Source organism: Kitasatospora sp. HUAS MG31 (genome assembly GCF_040571325.1).
GTDB classification, from domain to species: Bacteria; Actinomycetota; Actinomycetes; order Streptomycetales; family Streptomycetaceae; genus Kitasatospora; species Kitasatospora camelliae.
Genome location: NZ_CP159872.1, coordinates 2,473,394 through 2,491,192 on the forward strand (window position 1 = coordinate 2,473,394; position 17,799 = coordinate 2,491,192).

Here is a 17,799-nt window from a genome sequence, read left to right on the forward strand (position 1 = left end):
CCCCGGACCGACACGATGTCGGTCCGGGGCGGACGGCTTCTCCGGCGGGCCCTCGGCGGTGCCGAGGGGGTTGCCTCCGCGGCGCTCGCCGCACCGCGGAAGGGGGTGGCCTCAGCGGCGCTCGCCGCACCATGGAGGTGGGTCAGACCTTGAGGGCCTTGACGGCGGTCGGGGCGTGGCCCGGCTCGGTCGCCAGCTCCTCGAACTCGGTGACGTTGCTCATGTCCACCGTCTTGCTCATCGCGATGTTGGTGACCCGCTCCAGGATGGCCTCGACGACGACCGGGACGCGGTGCTCGGCGGCGAGCTTCTTGGCCTCCTCGAAGGCGGCACCCAGCTCGTTCGGGTCGGTGACCCGGATGGCCTTGACCCCCAGGCCCTCGGCGACCTTGACGTGGTCGACGCCGTAGACGCCGATCTCCGGGGTGTTGATGTTCTCGAACTCCAGGTTGACCTGGAAGTTGATGTCCAGCCCGATCTGGGCCTGGCGGATCAGGCCCAGGTAGGCGTTGTTCACCAGGACGTGGATGTAGGGGACCTTGTGCTGGGCGGCGACCGCCAGCTCCTCGATCATGAACTGGAAGTCGTAGTCGCCGGAGAGCGCGACGATCGGGGTCTCGGGATCGGCGGTGGCGGCACCGATCGCGGCCGGGATGGTCCAGCCGAGCGGGCCGGCCTGGCCGCAGTTGATCCAGTGGCGCGCCTTGTAGACGTGGAGGAACTGCGCGGCGGCGATCTGCGAGAGGCCGATCGTGGTGACGTAGCGGGTCTCCGGGCCGAACGCCCGGTTCATCTCCTCGTAGACGCGCTGCGGCTTGATCGGGATGTTGTCGAAGTGGGTACGGCGCTGCAGGGTGGCCTTGCGGTCCTGGGCGGAGGCGGCCCAGCCGGTGAAGTCCGGCAGCCGGCCCTCGGCCTTGAGCTCCTTGGCCACCGCGACGAAGAGCTCCAGCGCGGCCCGGGCGTCGGAGACGATGCCGTAGTCCGGGGCGAAGATCTTGCCGATCTGGGTCGGCTCGATGTCGACGTGGACGAACTTCCGGCCCCGGGTGTAGGCCTCCAGGTTGTAGCCGGTGTGGCGGTTGGCCCAGCGGTTGCCGATGCCGAGGACGAAGTCCGACTCCAGGAAGGTGGCGTTGCCGTAGCGGTGCGCGGTCTGGACGCCGACCATGCCGGCGGCCAGCTCGTGGTCGTCCGGGATGACGCCCCAGCCCATCAGGGTGGAGATGACCGGGACGCCGGTGAGCTCGGCGAACTCGACCAGCAGGTCGGCCGCGTCGGCATTGATGATGCCGCCGCCGGCGACGATCAGCGGACGCTCCGCCTCCAGCAGGAAGCCGATCGCCTTCTCCACCTGGGCCCGGGTCGCGGCTGGCTTGTAGACCGGCAGCGGCTCGTAGGTCTCCGGGTCGAACTCGATCTCGGTCTGCTGGACGTCGATCGGCAGGTCGATCAGGACCGGGCCGGGACGGCCGGAGCGCATCAGGTGGAAGGCCTCCTGGAAGACGCCCGGGACCTGGGCGGCCTCCAGCACGGTGGTGGCCTTCTTGGTGACCGGCTTGGCGATCGAGGCGATGTCGACGGCCTGGAAGTCCTCCTTGTGCAGCTTGGAGACCGGCGCCTGACCGGTGATGCACAGGATCGGGATCGAGTCGGCGATCGCCGAGTACAGGCCGGTGATCATGTCGGTGCCGGCCGGACCGGAGGTGCCGATGCAGACGCCGATGTTGCCGGCACCGGCGCGGGTGTACCCCTCGGCCATGTGCGAGGCACCCTCGACGTGGCGGGCGAGCGTGTGGCTGATGCCACCGCCCTCCTTCAGCGCCTTGTAGAAGGGGTTGATCGCTGCGCCCGGCACGCCGAACGCGACCTCGACGCCTTCGCGCTTGAGGATCTCAACTGCCGCACGGGCGGCTGTCATACGAGGCATCGGGCAACTCCTGCGGGGTCCGGCTCGGCTATTGATTCCACGATGCGGAACAATAGTTTTGGTATGCGAAAGCAAACTAAGCCGAGGCGGGAAGCCCGGTCAAGGGCGGTTTCAACAGAACGTTGCAGGAATGCGGGCCTCCGAACGGGATGAGGCGACAACCCGAAGGGGCTGGCCGACGGACGAATCCGCAGGTGAGACCGCTGGAAGGGGCGACACGCCGCCACCGACGGGACAATGGACGGGACACCCAGGGGTGATGGGGTGAGAGCCGATGCCGTACATCGCCGTGAGCGCGCTCAGCCACCCGGGCCTGCTCCGCGACCACAACGAGGACAGCCTCGTCATCGGCCCCTGGACGCTCTGCGCCACCGTCACCGAGAACCCGCAGACCCTGCTGTTCCCGCTCGGCACGCCCTGCGTGGTCGCCGTGGCCGACGGACTCGGCGGGCACCCGGCCGGCGAGGTGGCCAGCGCGCTGGTGGTCCGCCGGCTCGCCCTCACCGGCACCACCCTCGACGGCGAGCCCGCCGTCCGCGAGGCGGTCTCCGCCTGCAACGAGGACGTCTACCGGGCCGCCCTCGCCGAGGAGGACCTCACCGGCATGGGCACCACCCTCGCCGGGATCGTGCTGACCGCTGAGGCGGCCCTGGTCTTCAACGTGGGCGACAGCCGGGTACTGGAAGCCGCCGGGGGCGGGGTTCGGCGGCTCAGCGTGGACGACAGCCCTCCCCCGCCGCCCGGACAGCGCACCACCAACATCGTCACCCAGACCCTCGGCGGCACCCTCGCCCCGCGGACGGTCGAGCCGCACGTCAGCAGCCATCCGCTCACCGTCGGCGCCCGCTACCTGGTCTGCAGCGACGGCCTCACCGACCCCGTCCCGGAGGAGGAGATCGGCACCCTCCTCGACCGGCACCTGGCCGGGCGGGCCGCGTTCGAACTCTGGAAGGCCGCCATCGACGCCGGCGGCCCGGACAACATCACCCTCGCCCTGGTCACGGTCGGCGAGGAGCTCTGAGCGGGGATCCCGGGCACACCCGAACGTCCGTGCTCACGCACTGCGCACCGATCGGTCAAACCTGACGAACCGTCACCGATCAGGACCCGGAAGCGATACCTTCACCTCCCGACCACAACTCCGGGAGGTGCCGTGCGCGCCCGCGCCGTCGTCCTGCTCGCCCTCGCCCTGCCGCTCGCGGCCGGCTGCCGGGCGTTCGAGGAGCCGTCCCCCGCACGCACCTCCTGGGCCGCGACGGACCTGAGCCCCTCCAGACTCGGCGACGCGGTCATCGCCCGCTGCGGCCCCGGCGCCAACGCCGACGTCCTGGTCACCAACCCCACCACGACCCCCGCCGGCTACACCCTCGCCGTCGCCTTCCGCCGCCCGGACGGCACCCTCGCCTCCTCCGGCGTCATGAACCTCCAGGGTCTCCCCGCCGGCCAGTCCCAGACCGTCCGCATCGCCGGCCCCGCCGAACCCCCGGGTACCTTCACCTGCACCCTCTCGACGGCTCTCCGCACCTGACGTCACGTCAACCGACGTCTCGCCGACGCCGATTCGGCTCCCACCGGACCTGACCGCGTTCGCCCACCCGAGCCCTCCCGGCCCACGGGCCGGCCGAGCCGTCCACCACCGGCTCCGACCCCCTACGGCCCCACAACGCCCGTGGCGTGACCCCTCATCACGGCCTCCGCGGATAACCCGTGCAGCTGTTCGTAGGTGTGCACTAACATTCCCCGCGCCCGCCGGGCGGCGTTCGACCGGAACGCCGCAGACGGGGACGCCAAGGAGAGGCACCACGTGAACAGAACCACGGCCGCACGCACCCGTGCGGCCTTCGCCTCCGTCGCCGCGGCCGGCCTCGCGCTGCTCGCCGTCACCGCGCCCGCGCACGCCACCGGCGGCACGCCGACGACGCCGACCGACCTGTACAACGAGTACCAGGCGTGCTCCACCGACCAGGCCAAGCCCGTGTACGTCGCGGGCCGCACCGGTCTCACCGTGGAGGGCATTCCGGGCCACACCGATCCCGAAGTCCGGTGGGTCACCGAGCAGTTCCGCGCCTGGCCGGTCTCCGACCCCTCGCAGGTCATCACCGCCGAGCGGACGTACTCCTCGCTGGGCAACGAGGCGACGGCCACCCTCGGCGGCTACAACGCCCCGCTGCTCGACGGCGAGACCTACGCCTGGCAGGCGCGGACCGTGAACGCGGACGGCGGCGCCGCCTCCGACTGGTCGGCGCCGTGCTACGTGGCCACCGACGACACCTTCCCGAACGCGGCGCCGACCGTCAGCTCGCCGAACTACCCGGAGGGGCAGCAGAACCAGGGCGGCACCCCGATCAAGCTCACGTTCGGCGCCAACGGTGTGAGCGACGTCGCCGGCTACACGTTCACCTGGTTCGGCACGTTCCCGGTCGCCGGGGGCGCGTCGATCGGCGAGCACGGCATCCCGGAGTACCACGACCCGTACGAGACCAGCCCGAACTTCTTCGCCCGGGCGGACTCCCTCGGCGGCTCGGCCACGGTGAACCTGATGCCCCCGCACACCAGCGGGTTCCTGGTCCTGCAGGTGGCCAGCCTGGACCGGGCGTTCAACAGGTCCCAGCCCACGACCTACTTCATCCGGATCAAGCCGGACGCGCCGACGGTCACCAAGGTCTCCAACTCGCCGCAGTACGGCAAGCAGGCGATCTTCAAGCTCACCCCCGACCCGGGCCTCCAGGCGGTGAGCCCCGTCGTCAGCTACACCGTCCGGCACCTCGGACAGAGCCAGTCGGAGACCACCGTCAAGGCCTCCACGAGCGGAATCGCCGAGCTCGACCTCACCCTGGACGACCCGTACGGCGACGTGCTGCTCGTCACCTCCACCAGCGCGAACGGCTGGGTGAGCCAGCAGCAGTGGTGGAGGACCGATGGCACCGACAGCTCCCCGACCGTGACCTCGGACGTCTACCCCGAAAACGGCTCGGGCGGCGGCGCCGGCGTCCCCGGCACCTTCACCTTCACCCCGAAGATCAAGGGCGCCGTCAGCTACACCTACTCCATCAACTGGGGCGAGGGCACCACGGTGAAGGCCGGCCCCCGCGGCGAGGCCCAGATCACCTGGACCCCCACCGACAGCGGCTGGTACGCCCTGGAGGTCTACGGCACCACCAAGGACGGCGCCCAGACGGCCCCGGCCTCCTACTACTTCACCGTCAACTGACCTGATCCGCCGCTCCGGAGGGGTGCGGGCCGCGGCCCGCACCCCTCCCACCCGGCCAGCCCCGCGCCCCGAGCACCTCGGCGGAGCCGCCCCCCATCTCCCCGGCACGGCCTGAACCGCAACACCACCTTGATCGTTTAGGTGGATTTCAGGAGACGATCTTGCGCAGTCAGCCGCAAGGAAGCCATTCCGGGCTGTGGACAGGCCGTAGAGACGAGTGAGGCCCAGGTCCCGGATTGCTCCGTTGACCTGGGCCTTTGCCTGTATCAGACCTGCTCGTGAGGGTGGGTGCAGACGGTTTCGAACCGCCGACATCCGCCTTGTAAGGGCGGCGCTCTACCGCTGAGCTATGCACCCGAGCCGTTGCGGGCCGGTCCGGCCGCACGACGCGAGGCAAGACTACCTGGTCCGCGCCCCGGCGCGGAGCCCCGTCCGGGACGGGGTGGTGTGAGGGGTGATGCGGTGGGCAGGTGATCCGGAAGAATGGGGCCGGGTCTGGTGTACGAGTGGAGCAGGGAGTACGGGGTGAGGGTGGCCGGCGGTGGCGGCGGGCTGGGTGGCTGGTGGCGCCGGACGGACAGTGTGCGGGCCGAGGCAAGGGCTGCCCGGGACGCCGCGCAGGAGGCGTTCTACGAGCTGGACACCGCGCAGCGGGACGCCCGGCTGGCCGTGGAGACGGTCCGCTCGGCGGGTGACGCGGAGGCGGCGCGCCGGGTCGCGGCCGACTTCGAGCAGCTGGTCGCCGCGGTCGACCGGACCACGCTGGACTACCTCGCGGCGCTGGACGCCGAGGACCTGGACGCGGCCGAGCTGGATCCGGGCCGAGGCTGGCAGGCGAAGCAGAAGCTGGAGCAGGCCAAGCGCGATCTGGACGCCCGGCGTGGCGAGTTGGCGGCGTTCGCGCAGCGGATGCAGCCGGTGCTGGACCACGCCGAGGCGCAGCTGATCCGGGTGACCCCGGCGGTGGAGCAGGCGAAGCGGGCCCTGCTGGGGGCGACCACGGCGCTGGAGGCCGCCCGGTCGAGCGGTCTGAAGGCGGACGATCTGGCGGCCCGGCTGGCGGAGCTGGCCCCGGAGCTGACCCGGCTGAACCAGGGGGTGGCGCAGCACGGCGTCCCGGGGACGCTGCAGCGTGCCGAGGAGGTGTCGCGGCGGGCGCACACCCTGCGCGAGGAGGCGGAGCGGCTGCCGGAGCGGGCGGCCGAGATCGACCGTCGGGTGGGCAGCCTGCGGACCAGGATCGACGCGCTGGAGAACCGGTCCGGGACGCTGGATCCGGTGCTGAGCGAGTTGCGCCGCCGGTTCAGCCTGGTGTGCTGGCAGGACCTGCAGCAGGTGCCGGCGCAGACGGCGGAGGCGGTCCGGACGGCCCGGGGCAAGCTGGCCGAGGCGGTCACCGCCCGGGACGGGCAGCGCTGGGCGGACGCGACGGCCGCGATCGGGACGGTCCGGGCGCTGCTGGACACCGCGGACGGGTCGGTCACGGCGGTGCACGACCGGCTGCGGCAGCTGAACGAGGTGGAGCACGATCCGCACCGGGAGGTCGAGCGGGCCCGGTTCGCGCTGCGGGACGCCCAGCGGCTGGCGATGAGCGGCCGGCAGACGCCGGACCCCCGGCACGCGGGTCCGCTGGACGCGGCGGTGGGCCGGCTGGACCGGGCGGTGGCCTCGTTGGAGGCGGCCGGCCGGCACCCGGACTACTGGCACTTCCTGACCGAGCTGGCGGCGGTACGGGAGACGGCGGCCCAGGTGGTGTCGATGATCCGGGGCGGGGAGTGAGCGTCCCCGCACACACCAGGCCCGTCCCACCGGCCCCACCGGGCATCAGGAGCCCTATTACTGGCGAGTAACTTACTGCTAGAGTCGCGGCATGGCACGAAAGCGCGCGATCTCCCCCGCCGTGTTCCGCCGCGGGATCAACCTCTGGCCGCCGTTCCTCTTCGCCGGTATCCGCGTGCTGGAGGTCGGCGAGGACTACCGCTCGGCGAAGGTCCGGCTGCGTCTGGGCCGGCTCAACCGCAACTGGGTCGGCACCCACTTCGGCGGCTCGATCTTCGCGATGACGGACCCGTTCTGGATGCTGCTGGTGATGCAGAACCTCGGGTCCGAGTACGTGGTCTGGGACTCCGCCGCCGAGATCGAGTTCGTCTCCCCGGGCCGCGGCGACATCTTCGCCGAGTTCGTCCTCACCGAGGACCGGCTGGCCGAGATCCGCGAGCTGACGGCCGGCGGTGAGAAGGCGCTGGTCTGGTTCGACACCGAGGTGGTCGGGGCGGACGGGAAGACCGTCGCCCGGGTCCGCAAGCGGATCTACGTCCGGCCCAAGCGCCGCGACGACGCGGGCCGGGAATCCGCCGAGCAGACCGGGCGGAGTGAGCGGACCGAGCCCCAGCCCGCCTGATCCCGGGAACCACCCGAAGCTCACGGGAACCACCGGCGTCCACGGCGAAACTCCGCGAACGCCCCCGCCCCTGCCGGACGGCCGCACGGGTCGGTACCCTGCGGTCATGCCTCGCTACGACTTCCGCTGCCGCTCCTGCGGCGCCACCTTCGAGCTCCGCCGCACCATGGCCCAGGCCAACGACCCGGCGGTCTGCCCGGACGGCCACCCCGACACGGTGAAGCTGCTCTCCACGGTGGCCGTCACGGGCAGTGCGGGTGCTGCCGCCGCCCCGCGGCCGTCCGCCGGGGGCGGCGGGGGCTGCTGCGGTGGCGGCTGCTGCGGCTGACCCCGTCAGGCCCCGCAGCGGCCGGCTCACCACACCCACCGACCCGCCCACACCCACCGACCCGCCCGAGCGGCACCCGGCCCAGTCCGTGACCGCCCGGACCGTGACCGCTCGGACCGTGACCGCTCAGACCGTGACCGGCGCCCCGGCCCGGACCCGCTCCAGCATCTGCCGCACGATCTCCTCCCCCGCCGCCACCCCGATGTGGTTCAGCGCGGTGACCGCGGGCGCCGTCCACCCGGTCTCGGCGAGTTCGCCGTGGCCGGGGCGCCATCCATGGTCGGCGGCGAGCAGCAGTTCCGCGTCGAGCAGCGAGTCGCCGGCGGTGAGCACGGTGGCCGCGCCGGTGCGGCGCTCGACCTCGGCCAGCGCGGCGCTCTTGGTGAGCGGCGCCGGCACCGCGTACACCTTGCGGCCCTGGAGGGAGACCGTCCAGCCGCGCTCCTCGCACCAGCCGGTGAGCTCCTCGATCCAGCCCTCCGGCAGCTCGGCACGCTCGACGACCAGGTAGGCGAACAGATCCTCGGCGGTCTTGCGCTTGTGGGTCCACTCCGGGTCGGCGCTGATGGCCAGGTGCTCGACGACCTCGCGGAGCGGGGCGCAGGAGGCCGCCAGCCGGTCTCGGATCTCGGTCTGCCAGTCGCGGTCCGGGACGCCGTCGACCAGGATGTGCCCGCCGTTGGCGCAGATCGCGTACGAGGGGATCCAACCGGGCGTCGGGCCGGGGAGGTTGACCCGCTCGTACTGGGCGCGGGTGCGGGTGGTGGCGGGCACCAGGGTGGCGGCGCCGGCGAGTTCCACCAGCATGGCGGCGGACTGCTCGGTCATGAAGGACAGGGCGCGGCCGTCGTGCACCTCGACCGCGAGCAGCCGGGGGGCGAGCCGGTCGGGCATGTCCAGGGCGAGCGCCCGGTTGGAGTAGATCAGCGTGCGGTCGAGGTCGCTCGCGACCAGGAACTGGGTCACCGTCAGCCTTCCTTGGTGTGAACTGTCGTGGCGTCCGCTGCCATCGGACCAGCCACCATCGAACCAGCCGCGACCGGACCGCCCTCGGGAGCAGCCCCGGGCCCGTCCTCGGGCGCCGCCACCGCCCGCCCGTCGGCGCCGGTCGCGCCCCGGGTGTAGCGCGGGTGGATCAGCCCGACGCAGGAGTACGGCAGGTCGTCCACCTCCTCCACCGGGACGCCGCGCTGCTCGGCCAGCAGCCGGACGTGCTCCAGGTCCGCGCCAGCGCCGCGCCGGGCCAGCACCCGCCAGGGCACCCGGCGCAGCAGCACCCGGGTGGTCTCGCCGACGCCGGGCTTGACCAGGTTGACGTTGTCGATGCCGTACTCGGCGCTGATCCGCTCGACCGCGGCCCAGCCCTCCCAGGTCGGGGTGCGGTCCTCGGTGGCGAGCCGGGCGGCGGCGGCCTCGGCCTCGGCGCGGACCTCCGGGAACCGGGCGGCGACGGTGGCGACGAACTCCCGGGAGACGTCGACGCCGGCGAGGTCGCGGTAGAACTTGGCGCCGTGGAACTCGTCCGGGCCGATCAGGTCGGCGCGCAGCACGGTCCGCGAGATCAGGCCGGAGACCGTGGAGTTGAGGCAGGCGGAGGGAATGAGGAAGTCGTCCCGGGTGCCGTAGGTGCGCACGCAGCCGCCGGGGTCGGCGAGGACGGCGAGGTCGGGGTCGAAGCCGGTCCCGGCGAGTGCCTGCTCGAGTTCGCGGGTGATGGCGCCCTTGCCGGTCCAGCCGTCGACGAAGACCACCGAGGCCGGGTCGTGGTGGGCGGCGAGGTGGCGCAGGGCGACCCGGTCGATGCCGCGGCCGCGGACGATGGAGAGCGTGTAGTGCGGGGCGTCGACCTCGTGCCGGAAGGCCAGCCAGCGGCGGATCAGGATGCCGACCGGGGTGCCGGCCCGGGCCAGCGAGGCGAGGACCAGGCCGCGGCCGCGCTCGCGGACCAGGGTCTCGGCGACGGTGCCCACGGCCAGCGCGATCCGGGTGGCCGAGGCGTCCAGCGCGAGGTGGAACAGCTTCTGGTACTCGGGGCTGGGCTGGTACTCCACCGGCAGCGATTCGGCGTAGTGCGCGCCGCCGGACTGGACGGCCTCCTCGCGCTCCTCGGTGGGGGCTTCCAGCTCCACCTCCGAGAGGTCCTTGAGCAGCCAGGCGACGTCCTCGGCCGGATAGGACGAGAACGCGGGCCCGGACAGCGGGCGCGGGGTGGTGGTCGGTGCCGTGACGGCGGTGTCGGTGCTCATGCCGGCCTTCTCTTGGTGCTCAGCTCGATGGTCGGGCGGTTCGGCGTCAGCGGGGTGACGCCGGGAGGTACGAGGGGAGAACGGCGAGCAGCACCTGGTCGGTGACCCGGCGCAGCTGGCTCAGCAGTGCGCGCTCCCCCTCGTGCAGGGCCGGGGTGTCGGCCGGACGGTCCACCACGAGGACGACGCTGTCGAAGCGGCGGGAGGGATCGGTGCCCGGGGCGACGTTGTAGGCGTACCGCTCGGTCGAGGTGGCCGAGGCGTCCGCCGGGTCGTCGTGGGCGGGGAAGGCGAGGCGGGTGCGGATGGCGTACCCGGGGTGGTCCACGGCGAGGACCGGGGACCGGGTGGTGGTGGAGAAGCTGACCCGCTCCTCGCCGATCAGCTCGGCGAGCGCGCCGGCCAGTCGCAGCGGGGCGTACATCAGTTCCTCGAAGCCGAGGACGAGGACCCGGCGGCGGTCCGCGAGGCGGGGGGCCAGGGCGGCGGCGAGGCCGGGCAGGGACTGCTCCAGGCGGGTGCGGTGGGCGCGGGTGAAGCCGTGCCGGCCGCCGTCGGGCAGGTCCTCGGGCCAGTCGAGGTCGACCCGGACGAGCGGGGCGAGCGGGCCCTCGGGGGCGCCGGCGGGCGGGGCGGCGGCGATCAGCGCCTGGGCGCGCGGCAGGACGTCGGCGGGCAGCTCGACGCCGCCGGAGGCGGTGGCCACCAGGTCGACCCGGGTGCCGAGGGCGGCGGCCCGGTCGGTCAGCCGGGCACGGTCGGCGGGGGTGCGCAGGTCGACCAGGGCGACGACCACGTACCGCTCGCGCGGGCAGGCGGCGTGCAGGGCGGCGATGGTGTTGAGCACGGTGGTGCCGGTGGAGAACTCGTCGTCCACCAGCACCAGCGGTCCGTCGCCGGCGAGCAGCCGCGGGTCCTCGGGCAGCAGCAGGTGGCTGGTGGCGTGGGAGTGCTCCTCCTCGAAACCGCCGACCGCCTCGACGCCGGGTACCGGGCGACGGGTGGAGTGGAGGTAGGGAGCGTCCAGGCCGTCGGCGACGCTGTGGCCGAGGGCGGTGGCGGTCTCCGCGTAGCCGAGCACCACGGCCCGGGCCGCGTCCCGCTCGCCGAGCAGCTCGCGGACCCGGCGGCCGAGTTCCAGGCCGGCGCCGTGCACCACCGAGGGGCGCTGCGGGACGTGCTTGCCGAGGACGTGCGAGACCAGCAGGTGGGCGCGCTTGGGGTTCTCGCGCAGGGCGAGGCCGATCAGGGCGGGCAGGTCGGACGAGCCGGTGAGCCGCAGGTCGAGCCGGTCGGTGACCCACTGGCCGGTCCAGGGGGCCGGGTCGGCGAGGGGCTGTGCGGTCAAGGCTCCTGCTTTCGGTGGTGCGGCACGGGGGCGGGCCCACGCGGGGATCTGCGGGGATCTGCGGGGATCTTCGGACGAGGGTACGGGGTGGGTCGTCCGGGCGTCGGCCGTACCGCCGCTGGCCCGGCCCGCGTGGCCCCGGGCCATCACCGGTAGGGGCGGTGGCCCCGGGCCGTCACTGGCAGAGGCAGGCGCCCAGCAGCTCGGCGAAGCTGACGTCCTCCCGGGCGACGCCGAACACCCGGGCGCGCAGCAGCACCCGCTCGGCCCAGGCCCGGTGCGGCTTGGCCTCGTTCATCTTGTTGGTGTACGCCGAGCGCAGCACCCCGCCGCCGCCCTCGCTCTGCCGGAGGATGTCCAGCGCGTCCGAGTACTCCTCGTGGGTCACCACGGAGAGGGCGTGCACGGCGGGGACGTGGCTGGGGTGGATGCAGGTCTTGCCGAGCAGGCCGTTGGCCCGGTCCAGCTCGATCTCGCGGATCAGGCCGTCCAGGTCGTGCTCGATGATCCGCTGCCGCAGGCCCTCGGCCGGCGGGTGCGCCTCGACGAACGGGGTGCGGCGCAGCTGGGGCTTGAACATCCGCTCCTGGACCGGGAAGTACTCCCAGACCGGCCCGGTGACGGTGAACCCGCTGCCGTCGGCCCGGCCCAGCACGTTGACCACGTCGCCGATGACGCCGGCGACCAGGGCGACGTCATAGGCCGTCAGGTCGGGCGAGCGGCGCAGCCCGTACGCGGAGCACAGGTCGGTGACGCCGAGCCGGACGGCGAGGATCCGCTCGCGGTACTTCTCCAGCAGCCGGGAGATGCCGAAGAGCTGCTCGCGGCGGCTCTCCAGGTGGGCCAGCTCGGGGGACTCCAGGACGGGCATGGCGAACAGGCGGCGGCCGGAGACCGCCTCGGCCTCGGTCAGCGCCTCCAGGAAGGGGCCGCCGCTCTCCTCGGTGAACTTGGGGAAGACGAAGCCGGTGAGGAGGTCGAGCGCACCGTCGAGGCGCTCGGCGAGGTCGGTGACCTGATCGGGGGTGCGGACCCGGACGAACAGCAGCGGCGGCTCGGCGCCCGGGTCCTCGCCGCGCCGCTCGGCGGCCAGCTCGCGCAGCTGCCGGACCAGGTTCTCCTCGGCGGCGGGCACCTCGTGGTCGGCTATCGCGTCCTCCAGGCAGAGCACCATGGAGACCACGCCGCGCTCGGCCTGCTTGCGGATGTCCTCGCGCAGGGTGGCCCGGGTGGCGGGGCTGTAGAGGGTGGCGCCGAGGGCGGTGGAGAGCACGGCGGCGTCGCCGTCCCGGTCGATGACGGCCGGCTGTTCGAGGAAGAGCCGGTCGCGGACGTCGTCGGCAAGCTGGCCGAAGTGGCGCACGGTGCTCTCCCCAGGGTTCGTTGACGGGTCCCGCCGGCAGAGCGGGGGGCGGCTGACGCCTCGACAGGTGTGGACGGTTGGGCCGGTCGGAAAGTTCGCGGAGCTCCGCGGGCAGATGGAATCCCCCGTGCCCGGACGCGGTGGTCGGGGAGAGGCGGCAGCCCAGAGCCGTTGGCCGCTTATCGTACGGACAGAATCGGCCACGTGGAGACTTGAAACATCGAATTCTCGGAAGGTTGCCATCCGCTTCACATGGCGTCCGCGCGGGCGGCGCCCTCCACCGTACTCCGGCGTCCCCGGCAGCGTCCCCCGGGCGTCCTCCGGCGTCCGGGGGCGGTCGCGGGTTGGCCGGGTCGGTCGCGGGTGGCCGGTCGCGGGTGGCCGGGGCCGGTCGCGGACGTGACCCGCATTGTCCGAACCGGTGGCGAACGGGCAGGATGGTGCGCTATGACGCACGTGATGGCCAAGGGCGCCAACATCCCGCTGACGGCCGCCGCCGTGCGCGCCGTGCTGCGCTGGTCAGCGACCCCGGGGACGCCCGACGTGGACGCCTCCGCGCTGCTGCTCGGCTCCGACGGCAAGGTCCGTTCGGACGCGGACTTCGTCTTCTACAACCAGCCCCGGCACCCCTCCGGGACGGTGCGCCACCTGCCCAAGCAGGGCTCCGGCCCCGGCGGCGACGTGTGGGACTCGGTCGAGGTGGACCTCGCCCAGCTGCCCGCGGACGTCGACCGGGTGGTCCTGGCCGGCTCCGCCGAGGGCGGCCCGTTCCCGTCGGTCGGCGGGCTCCGGGTGCTGCTGTACGACAGCGCGGCCGGCGAGAGCGCCGAGCCGATGGCGGAGTTCCCGGTGACCGACACCGGTGATGTGACGGCGCTGGTCGCCGCCGAGCTGTACCGCCGCGCGGGCGGCTGGAAGTTCCGGGCCATCGGCCAGGGCTACGCCAGCGGCCTCGGCGGGCTGGCCACCGACTACGGCATCGCCGTGGAGGACGAGTCCGGCCAGACCCCCTCGGACCGCCCCGCCGTGGACCTCTCCACCCCCCACGGCGGCCGCGCGCCCGAGCCCGCCGAGCCCGCCGCCGCCCGGATGCCGGACCCGGACGACGAGCCGGACACCTACACCCTCGCCCCGGCCGCCCCGCTCACCCCGCCCCAGCAGCCCGCCGCCCCGGTCGCCGCCCCGCCGCAGCCAACCGCCCCGCCGGCGCCGCCGACCGTTCCCCCGGGGTACGGCTACCCGCAGCCGCAGCAGCCCGCCGCCGCCCAGGCCGCCGGCTACGGCTACCCGCCCCCGCAGCACCCCACCGGCTACGGCTACCCGCCCCAGCAGCCGACCGGCTACGGCTACGGCTACCCGCAGCAGCCCCAGCCGGCGCCTCAGCCCGCACCCCAGCCGGCGCCCCAGCCCGCACCCCCGCAGCACCCCCTGCAGCCGGGCTTCGCCCTCCCCCCGCAGGGCCCCCAGTTCCAGCCGCGCTGACGCGCGCACCGCGGGTGCGCCCGGGGCCGCCGGTCCGCCCGGCGGCCCTACCCGGCCCGGCGGCCTACGGGTTCTTGTACCCCCGCTGCCACTGCATCCCGAACCCGTACAGCCGGTCCAGATCCGACTGGAAACCGTGCACGTACCGCACCTCGCGCCGCACCGTCAGCTGCCCGTCCCCGCTGTTCTCGATCAGCACCACCGCACAGGACCGCGCCGCCGGCGCCCGCTCGTCCAGCTTGATCTCCAGCCGGGGCCCGCTCTGCGGGACGATGGTCACCGTGGCGTGGGTGCGGTCGAAGGCCGGGGTGTCGTCGTAGATGTAGACGAAGATCAGCAGCCGCCGGAACCTGTCCTTCTTCTCCAGGTTGACGTACATCGTCTCGCCGGAGGGCGCGCCGTAGACGTCGTCCCCGCTGAGCTTGACGTACGGCGGCTGGTTGAGGTCCCCGAAGAACCCGCCGAGCGGCTGGACCACGCCGGTGGAGCCGTCGTCGAGCTCGTACATGCAGGCCAGGTCGAGGTCGACGTTCAGCTGCCCCTGCGGGACGTTGTCCGGCGCCAGCGGCCGCAGGATGCGCGGGTCGAAGAACCGGCGGACGGCGTTGACGCCCGGGCGCTCGGCGTTGCGGGACGTCCAGTGCAGGTTGACGTAGAGGTAGCCGGTGGTCGCGGCCGGGCCGGTGATGGCGTGCTGCGGTTGCGACTTGGTGAGCGTGATCTTGAACTGTCCGCCCGAGTCCACGCTGTTGCGCCGACCCTTCAGGAACTCCCACACCGAGACCATCGCGTCCTCCCCCACACCCGTCCGATCCGACGCCTCCAATGATCCCCGTCATCGGCCCTGGAGGGCCATACCCACCCGGTGCCGGTGAGTCAACGTCCGGACGTCCACGGACATGTGTGGCCGTGCGATCGTCCCTCCCGTACGATGCCGGATCCTCGGACGCGATATCGTCGTGCCGCACAGGCGTACCGTGCGTCACGTCCGCTGACCGCGACGGGGCGTCAACCGCGCCTCCCCCGGCGGGATCCACCCGGATCCGGCGGTTGCCGTCGCCCGTGCCCGATCGCGAAGAAACCCCCCTGCCCTGCGGAAAGCCGAGGCCCTCCCCGCGATGAACCTCTCCTCCATACAGCTGGTCTGGGCCGTCGTCGGCGCCGCGGCCCTGCTGTTCACGGCCATCCTGGTGGCCTTCCTGCGCTTCAAGAACAACAAGGCCGAAGACTCCTCCGACTCCTGGGAGCGCAGCGAGGAGCGCCGCCGCCGCAAGGAGGCGGTCTACGGCGGCGCCTCCTACGTGCTGCTGTTCTGCTGCGCCGGCGTCGCGGCCGCGCTGTCGTTCCACGGCCTGGTCGGCTTCGGCCAGCAGAACCTGGGCCTGTCCGGCGGCTGGGAGTACCTGGTGCCGTTCGGCCTGGACGGTGCCGCGATGTTCTGCTCGGTGCTCGCCGTCCGCGAGGCCAGCCACGGTGACGCGGCGCTCGGTTCGCGCCTGCTGGTCTGGCTGTTCGCGGTCGCGTCGGCCTGGTTCAACTGGGTGCACGCCCCGCGCGGCGGCGGCCACGACGGCGCCCCGGAGTTCTTCGCCGGCATGTCGATCTCGGCGGCGATCCTGTTCGACCGCGCGCTCAAGCAGACCCGCCGCGCCGCGCTGCGCGAGCAGGGCCTGATCCCGCGTCCGCTGCCGCAGATCCGCATCGTCCGCTGGCTGCGCGCGCCGCGCGAGACCTACGCGGCCTGGTCGCTGATGCTGCTGGAGAACGTCCGCAGCCTGGACGAGGCGGTGGAGGAGGTCCGTGAGGAGCGGCAGGCCAAGCAGGAGGCCAAGATCCGTGCCCGCAGCGCCGACCGCCGGGAGCGCGCCGAGCTGAAGGCCATCGCCCGCCAGGGCGGCATGCTGTCCCGTGGCCGTGGCGGCCGCCAGGTGCCGGCGCTGGCCGCCGGGGGCGACGGTCAGGCCGCTACGGAGCCTGCCCTAGCCGAGGAGACCACCGTCGACCGGGTCGGCCCCTCCGCACTGGAGCCCGCCGCCCTGAACGCCGGACGCCGCCCCCGCGCCGCGGTCGGCAGCTCCTCCGGCAGCGGCTCCGGCTCCAGCTCCACCGCGAGCGGCAGCCCGTACGGCAGCGGTTCCTCGTACAGCTCCAGCATCGACCTGACCTCGGACGACGACACCCTGTCGATGCCGAAGCTGGACTCGCTGGAGCGCAAGCTCCGCGCCATCGAGCAGCAGCTCGGCTGAGCGGCTCCGGAGCACACCGGAGGAACGCCGGGAGCCCCGGGAACACCGACGGCCCCCGCACCCTGAACAGGGTGCGGGGGCCGTCGTCCGTGCGGCCGCCGGCCGGGATCAGCCGACCGGCTGGGTCTCGGACTCGGCGCCGTCCTCCAGCGTCTGCTCCCGGCGGTTGCGCACCACCGAGGAGAGGAAGGCGGCGCCGATGAAGCCCACACCCACCAGGCCGGTGACGATCTCCGACACGTGGTACTCGATGCCGACCATCAGGATGACCGCCAGCGCACCGATCGCGTAGTGCGCGCCGTGCTCCAGGTACACGTAGTCGTCCAGGGTGCCCTTGCGGACCAGGAAGACGGTCAGCGACCGGATGTACATGGCGCCGATGCCCAGACCCAGGGTGATCATGAACAGGTCCTGGGTGATGGCGAACGCGCCGACCACGCCGTCGAAGGAGAACGACGCGTCCAGCACCTCCAGGTAGAGGAACAGGAAGAACGCCGCCTTGCCGCCCACCTGGACGATGGACTTGCCGGTGCGCTCGGCCTCCTCCTCCGCCTCGGCCTCGTCCTCAAGACGCGACTCGAAGACGCTGGCCAGACCGTTGACCGCGAGGTAGGTGGCCAGGCCCAGCAGGCCCGCCAGCAGCACCGTCTCGGCGTTCTCGCCGGCGAACTGGTTCGCCACCAGGGCCAGGGTGAGCAGGGCGATCAGCGTGGACAGCGCGTCAAGCTTGCCGATCTTCTCCAGCGGCTTCTCGATCCACCGCAGCCAGTTGAAGTCCTTCTCCTCCAGGATGAAGTCCAGGAAGATCATCAGGAGGAAGATGCCACCGAAGGCCGCGATGGCCGGGTTGGCCATCTCCAGGTACTCACCGTACGTGTAGCCCTGGTACTCCTTGCCCTCGTGGAGCGCGAGGTCGATGACGGTACCCGGGCTCAGTTGCGCGGTCAGCACAACGACCAGGAGCGGGAAGATGAGCCGCATGCCGAAGACCGCGATCAGCACGCCGATCGTCAGGAAGATCTTCTGCCAGTAGGGGTTCATCCGCTTCAACACGGTGGCGTTGACCACCGCGTTGTCGAAGGACAGGGAGATCTCGAGGATCGAGAGGACCAGCACGACGCCGAAGCCCTCCCACCCCCAGAACAGCCCGGCGGCGATCAGACCAACGATCGTGATGCCGAAGGACCAGCCGAATGTACGGAGGACCACGGAGTCAATTACCTTTCCATATGCGCCCGGAAGAC

Annotated in this window: 13 protein-coding genes, 1 tRNA gene and 1 pseudogene; 8 read left to right on the forward strand and 7 right to left on the reverse strand. The window is 72.7% G+C overall.

Features of this window, described 5'->3' with window-relative positions; genetic code table 11:
• Positions 1-142: 142 nt before the first annotated feature.
• Complete coding sequence (gene gcl / locus ABWK59_RS11155; RefSeq protein ID WP_354640103.1) at positions 143-1,930, reverse strand: glyoxylate carboligase; 1,788 nt, start codon at positions 1,928-1,930, stop codon at positions 143-145.
• Positions 1,931-2,204: 274 nt separating this feature from the next.
• On the opposite strand from gcl, the gene ABWK59_RS11160 reads away from it, so the two are divergent.
• The 3 genes from ABWK59_RS11160 to ABWK59_RS11170 all read left to right on the forward strand — a co-directional run bounded on the left by ABWK59_RS11160 (position 2,205) and on the right by ABWK59_RS11170 (position 5,141).
• Positions 2,205-2,951: a PP2C family protein-serine/threonine phosphatase gene (locus ABWK59_RS11160; RefSeq protein ID WP_354640105.1), complete on the forward strand. Its 747-nt coding sequence runs from the start codon at positions 2,205-2,207 to the stop codon at positions 2,949-2,951.
• Positions 2,952-3,083: 132 nt separating this feature from the next.
• The gene (locus ABWK59_RS11165) at positions 3,084-3,458 is read left to right on the forward strand and encodes a hypothetical protein (RefSeq protein ID WP_354640107.1); all 375 of its coding nucleotides are present in this window, start codon (positions 3,084-3,086) and stop codon (positions 3,456-3,458) included.
• 276 nt (positions 3,459-3,734) lie between these two features.
• Positions 3,735-5,141 carry a hypothetical protein gene (locus ABWK59_RS11170; protein WP_354640109.1) on the forward strand — a complete coding sequence of 469 codons (1,407 nt, stop codon included), beginning with the start codon at positions 3,735-3,737 and terminating at the stop codon, positions 5,139-5,141.
• Between the two features lie 285 nt (positions 5,142-5,426).
• Here ABWK59_RS11170 and ABWK59_RS11175 read toward each other — a convergent pair.
• A tRNA-Val gene (locus ABWK59_RS11175) sits at positions 5,427-5,498 on the reverse strand.
• A gap of 126 nt (positions 5,499-5,624) precedes the next feature.
• On the opposite strand from ABWK59_RS11175, the gene ABWK59_RS11180 reads away from it, so the two are divergent.
• The 3 genes from ABWK59_RS11180 (at position 5,625) to ABWK59_RS11190 (ending at position 7,870) form a co-directional block, all read left to right on the forward strand.
• Positions 5,625-6,920 carry a hypothetical protein gene (locus ABWK59_RS11180; RefSeq protein ID WP_354640111.1) on the forward strand — a complete coding sequence of 432 codons (1,296 nt, stop codon included), beginning with the start codon at positions 5,625-5,627 and terminating at the stop codon, positions 6,918-6,920.
• A gap of 91 nt (positions 6,921-7,011) precedes the next feature.
• Positions 7,012-7,542: a DUF4442 domain-containing protein gene (locus ABWK59_RS11185; RefSeq protein WP_354640113.1), complete on the forward strand. Its 531-nt coding sequence runs from the start codon at positions 7,012-7,014 to the stop codon at positions 7,540-7,542.
• A gap of 106 nt (positions 7,543-7,648) precedes the next feature.
• A complete protein-coding gene (locus ABWK59_RS11190; RefSeq protein WP_354640115.1) occupies positions 7,649-7,870 on the forward strand; it encodes an FmdB family zinc ribbon protein in 222 nt (73 codons plus the stop codon).
• Positions 7,871-7,996: 126 nt separating this feature from the next.
• Here ABWK59_RS11190 and ABWK59_RS11195 read toward each other — a convergent pair whose 3' ends face one another.
• The 3 genes and pseudogenes from ABWK59_RS11195 to ABWK59_RS11205 form a co-directional block, all read right to left on the reverse strand.
• Positions 7,997-8,836, reverse strand: coding sequence for an HAD family hydrolase (locus ABWK59_RS11195; protein ID WP_354640117.1), 840 nt, complete (start codon positions 8,834-8,836; stop codon positions 7,997-7,999).
• 2 nt (positions 8,837-8,838) lie between these two features.
• Positions 8,839-11,464: pseudogene (locus ABWK59_RS11200) on the reverse strand (phosphoribosyltransferase).
• A gap of 175 nt (positions 11,465-11,639) precedes the next feature.
• A complete protein-coding gene (locus ABWK59_RS11205; protein ID WP_354640119.1) occupies positions 11,640-12,827 on the reverse strand; it encodes an HpcH/HpaI aldolase/citrate lyase family protein in 1,188 nt (395 codons plus the stop codon).
• A gap of 447 nt (positions 12,828-13,274) precedes the next feature.
• Here ABWK59_RS11205 and ABWK59_RS11210 point away from each other — a divergent pair, with 447 nt between their 5' ends.
• Positions 13,275-14,309, forward strand: a complete 1,035-nt coding sequence (locus ABWK59_RS11210) for a TerD family protein (RefSeq protein ID WP_354640121.1) — start codon at positions 13,275-13,277, stop codon at positions 14,307-14,309.
• 64 nt (positions 14,310-14,373) lie between these two features.
• On the opposite strand, the gene ABWK59_RS11215 is transcribed toward ABWK59_RS11210, so the two are convergent.
• The gene (locus ABWK59_RS11215) at positions 14,374-15,096 is read right to left on the reverse strand and encodes a Tellurium resistance (RefSeq protein ID WP_354640123.1); all 723 of its coding nucleotides are present in this window, start codon (positions 15,094-15,096) and stop codon (positions 14,374-14,376) included.
• Positions 15,097-15,427: 331 nt separating this feature from the next.
• Between ABWK59_RS11215 and ABWK59_RS11220 the strand changes: the two genes are divergently transcribed.
• A complete protein-coding gene (locus ABWK59_RS11220; RefSeq protein WP_354640125.1) occupies positions 15,428-16,555 on the forward strand; it encodes a DUF2637 domain-containing protein in 1,128 nt (375 codons plus the stop codon).
• Between the two features lie 108 nt (positions 16,556-16,663).
• On the opposite strand, the gene ABWK59_RS11225 is transcribed toward ABWK59_RS11220, so the two are convergent.
• A complete protein-coding gene (locus tag ABWK59_RS11225) occupies positions 16,664-17,764 on the reverse strand; it encodes a DUF475 domain-containing protein (protein ID WP_354640127.1) in 1,101 nt (366 codons plus the stop codon).
• Positions 17,765-17,799: the final 35 nt, after the last annotated feature.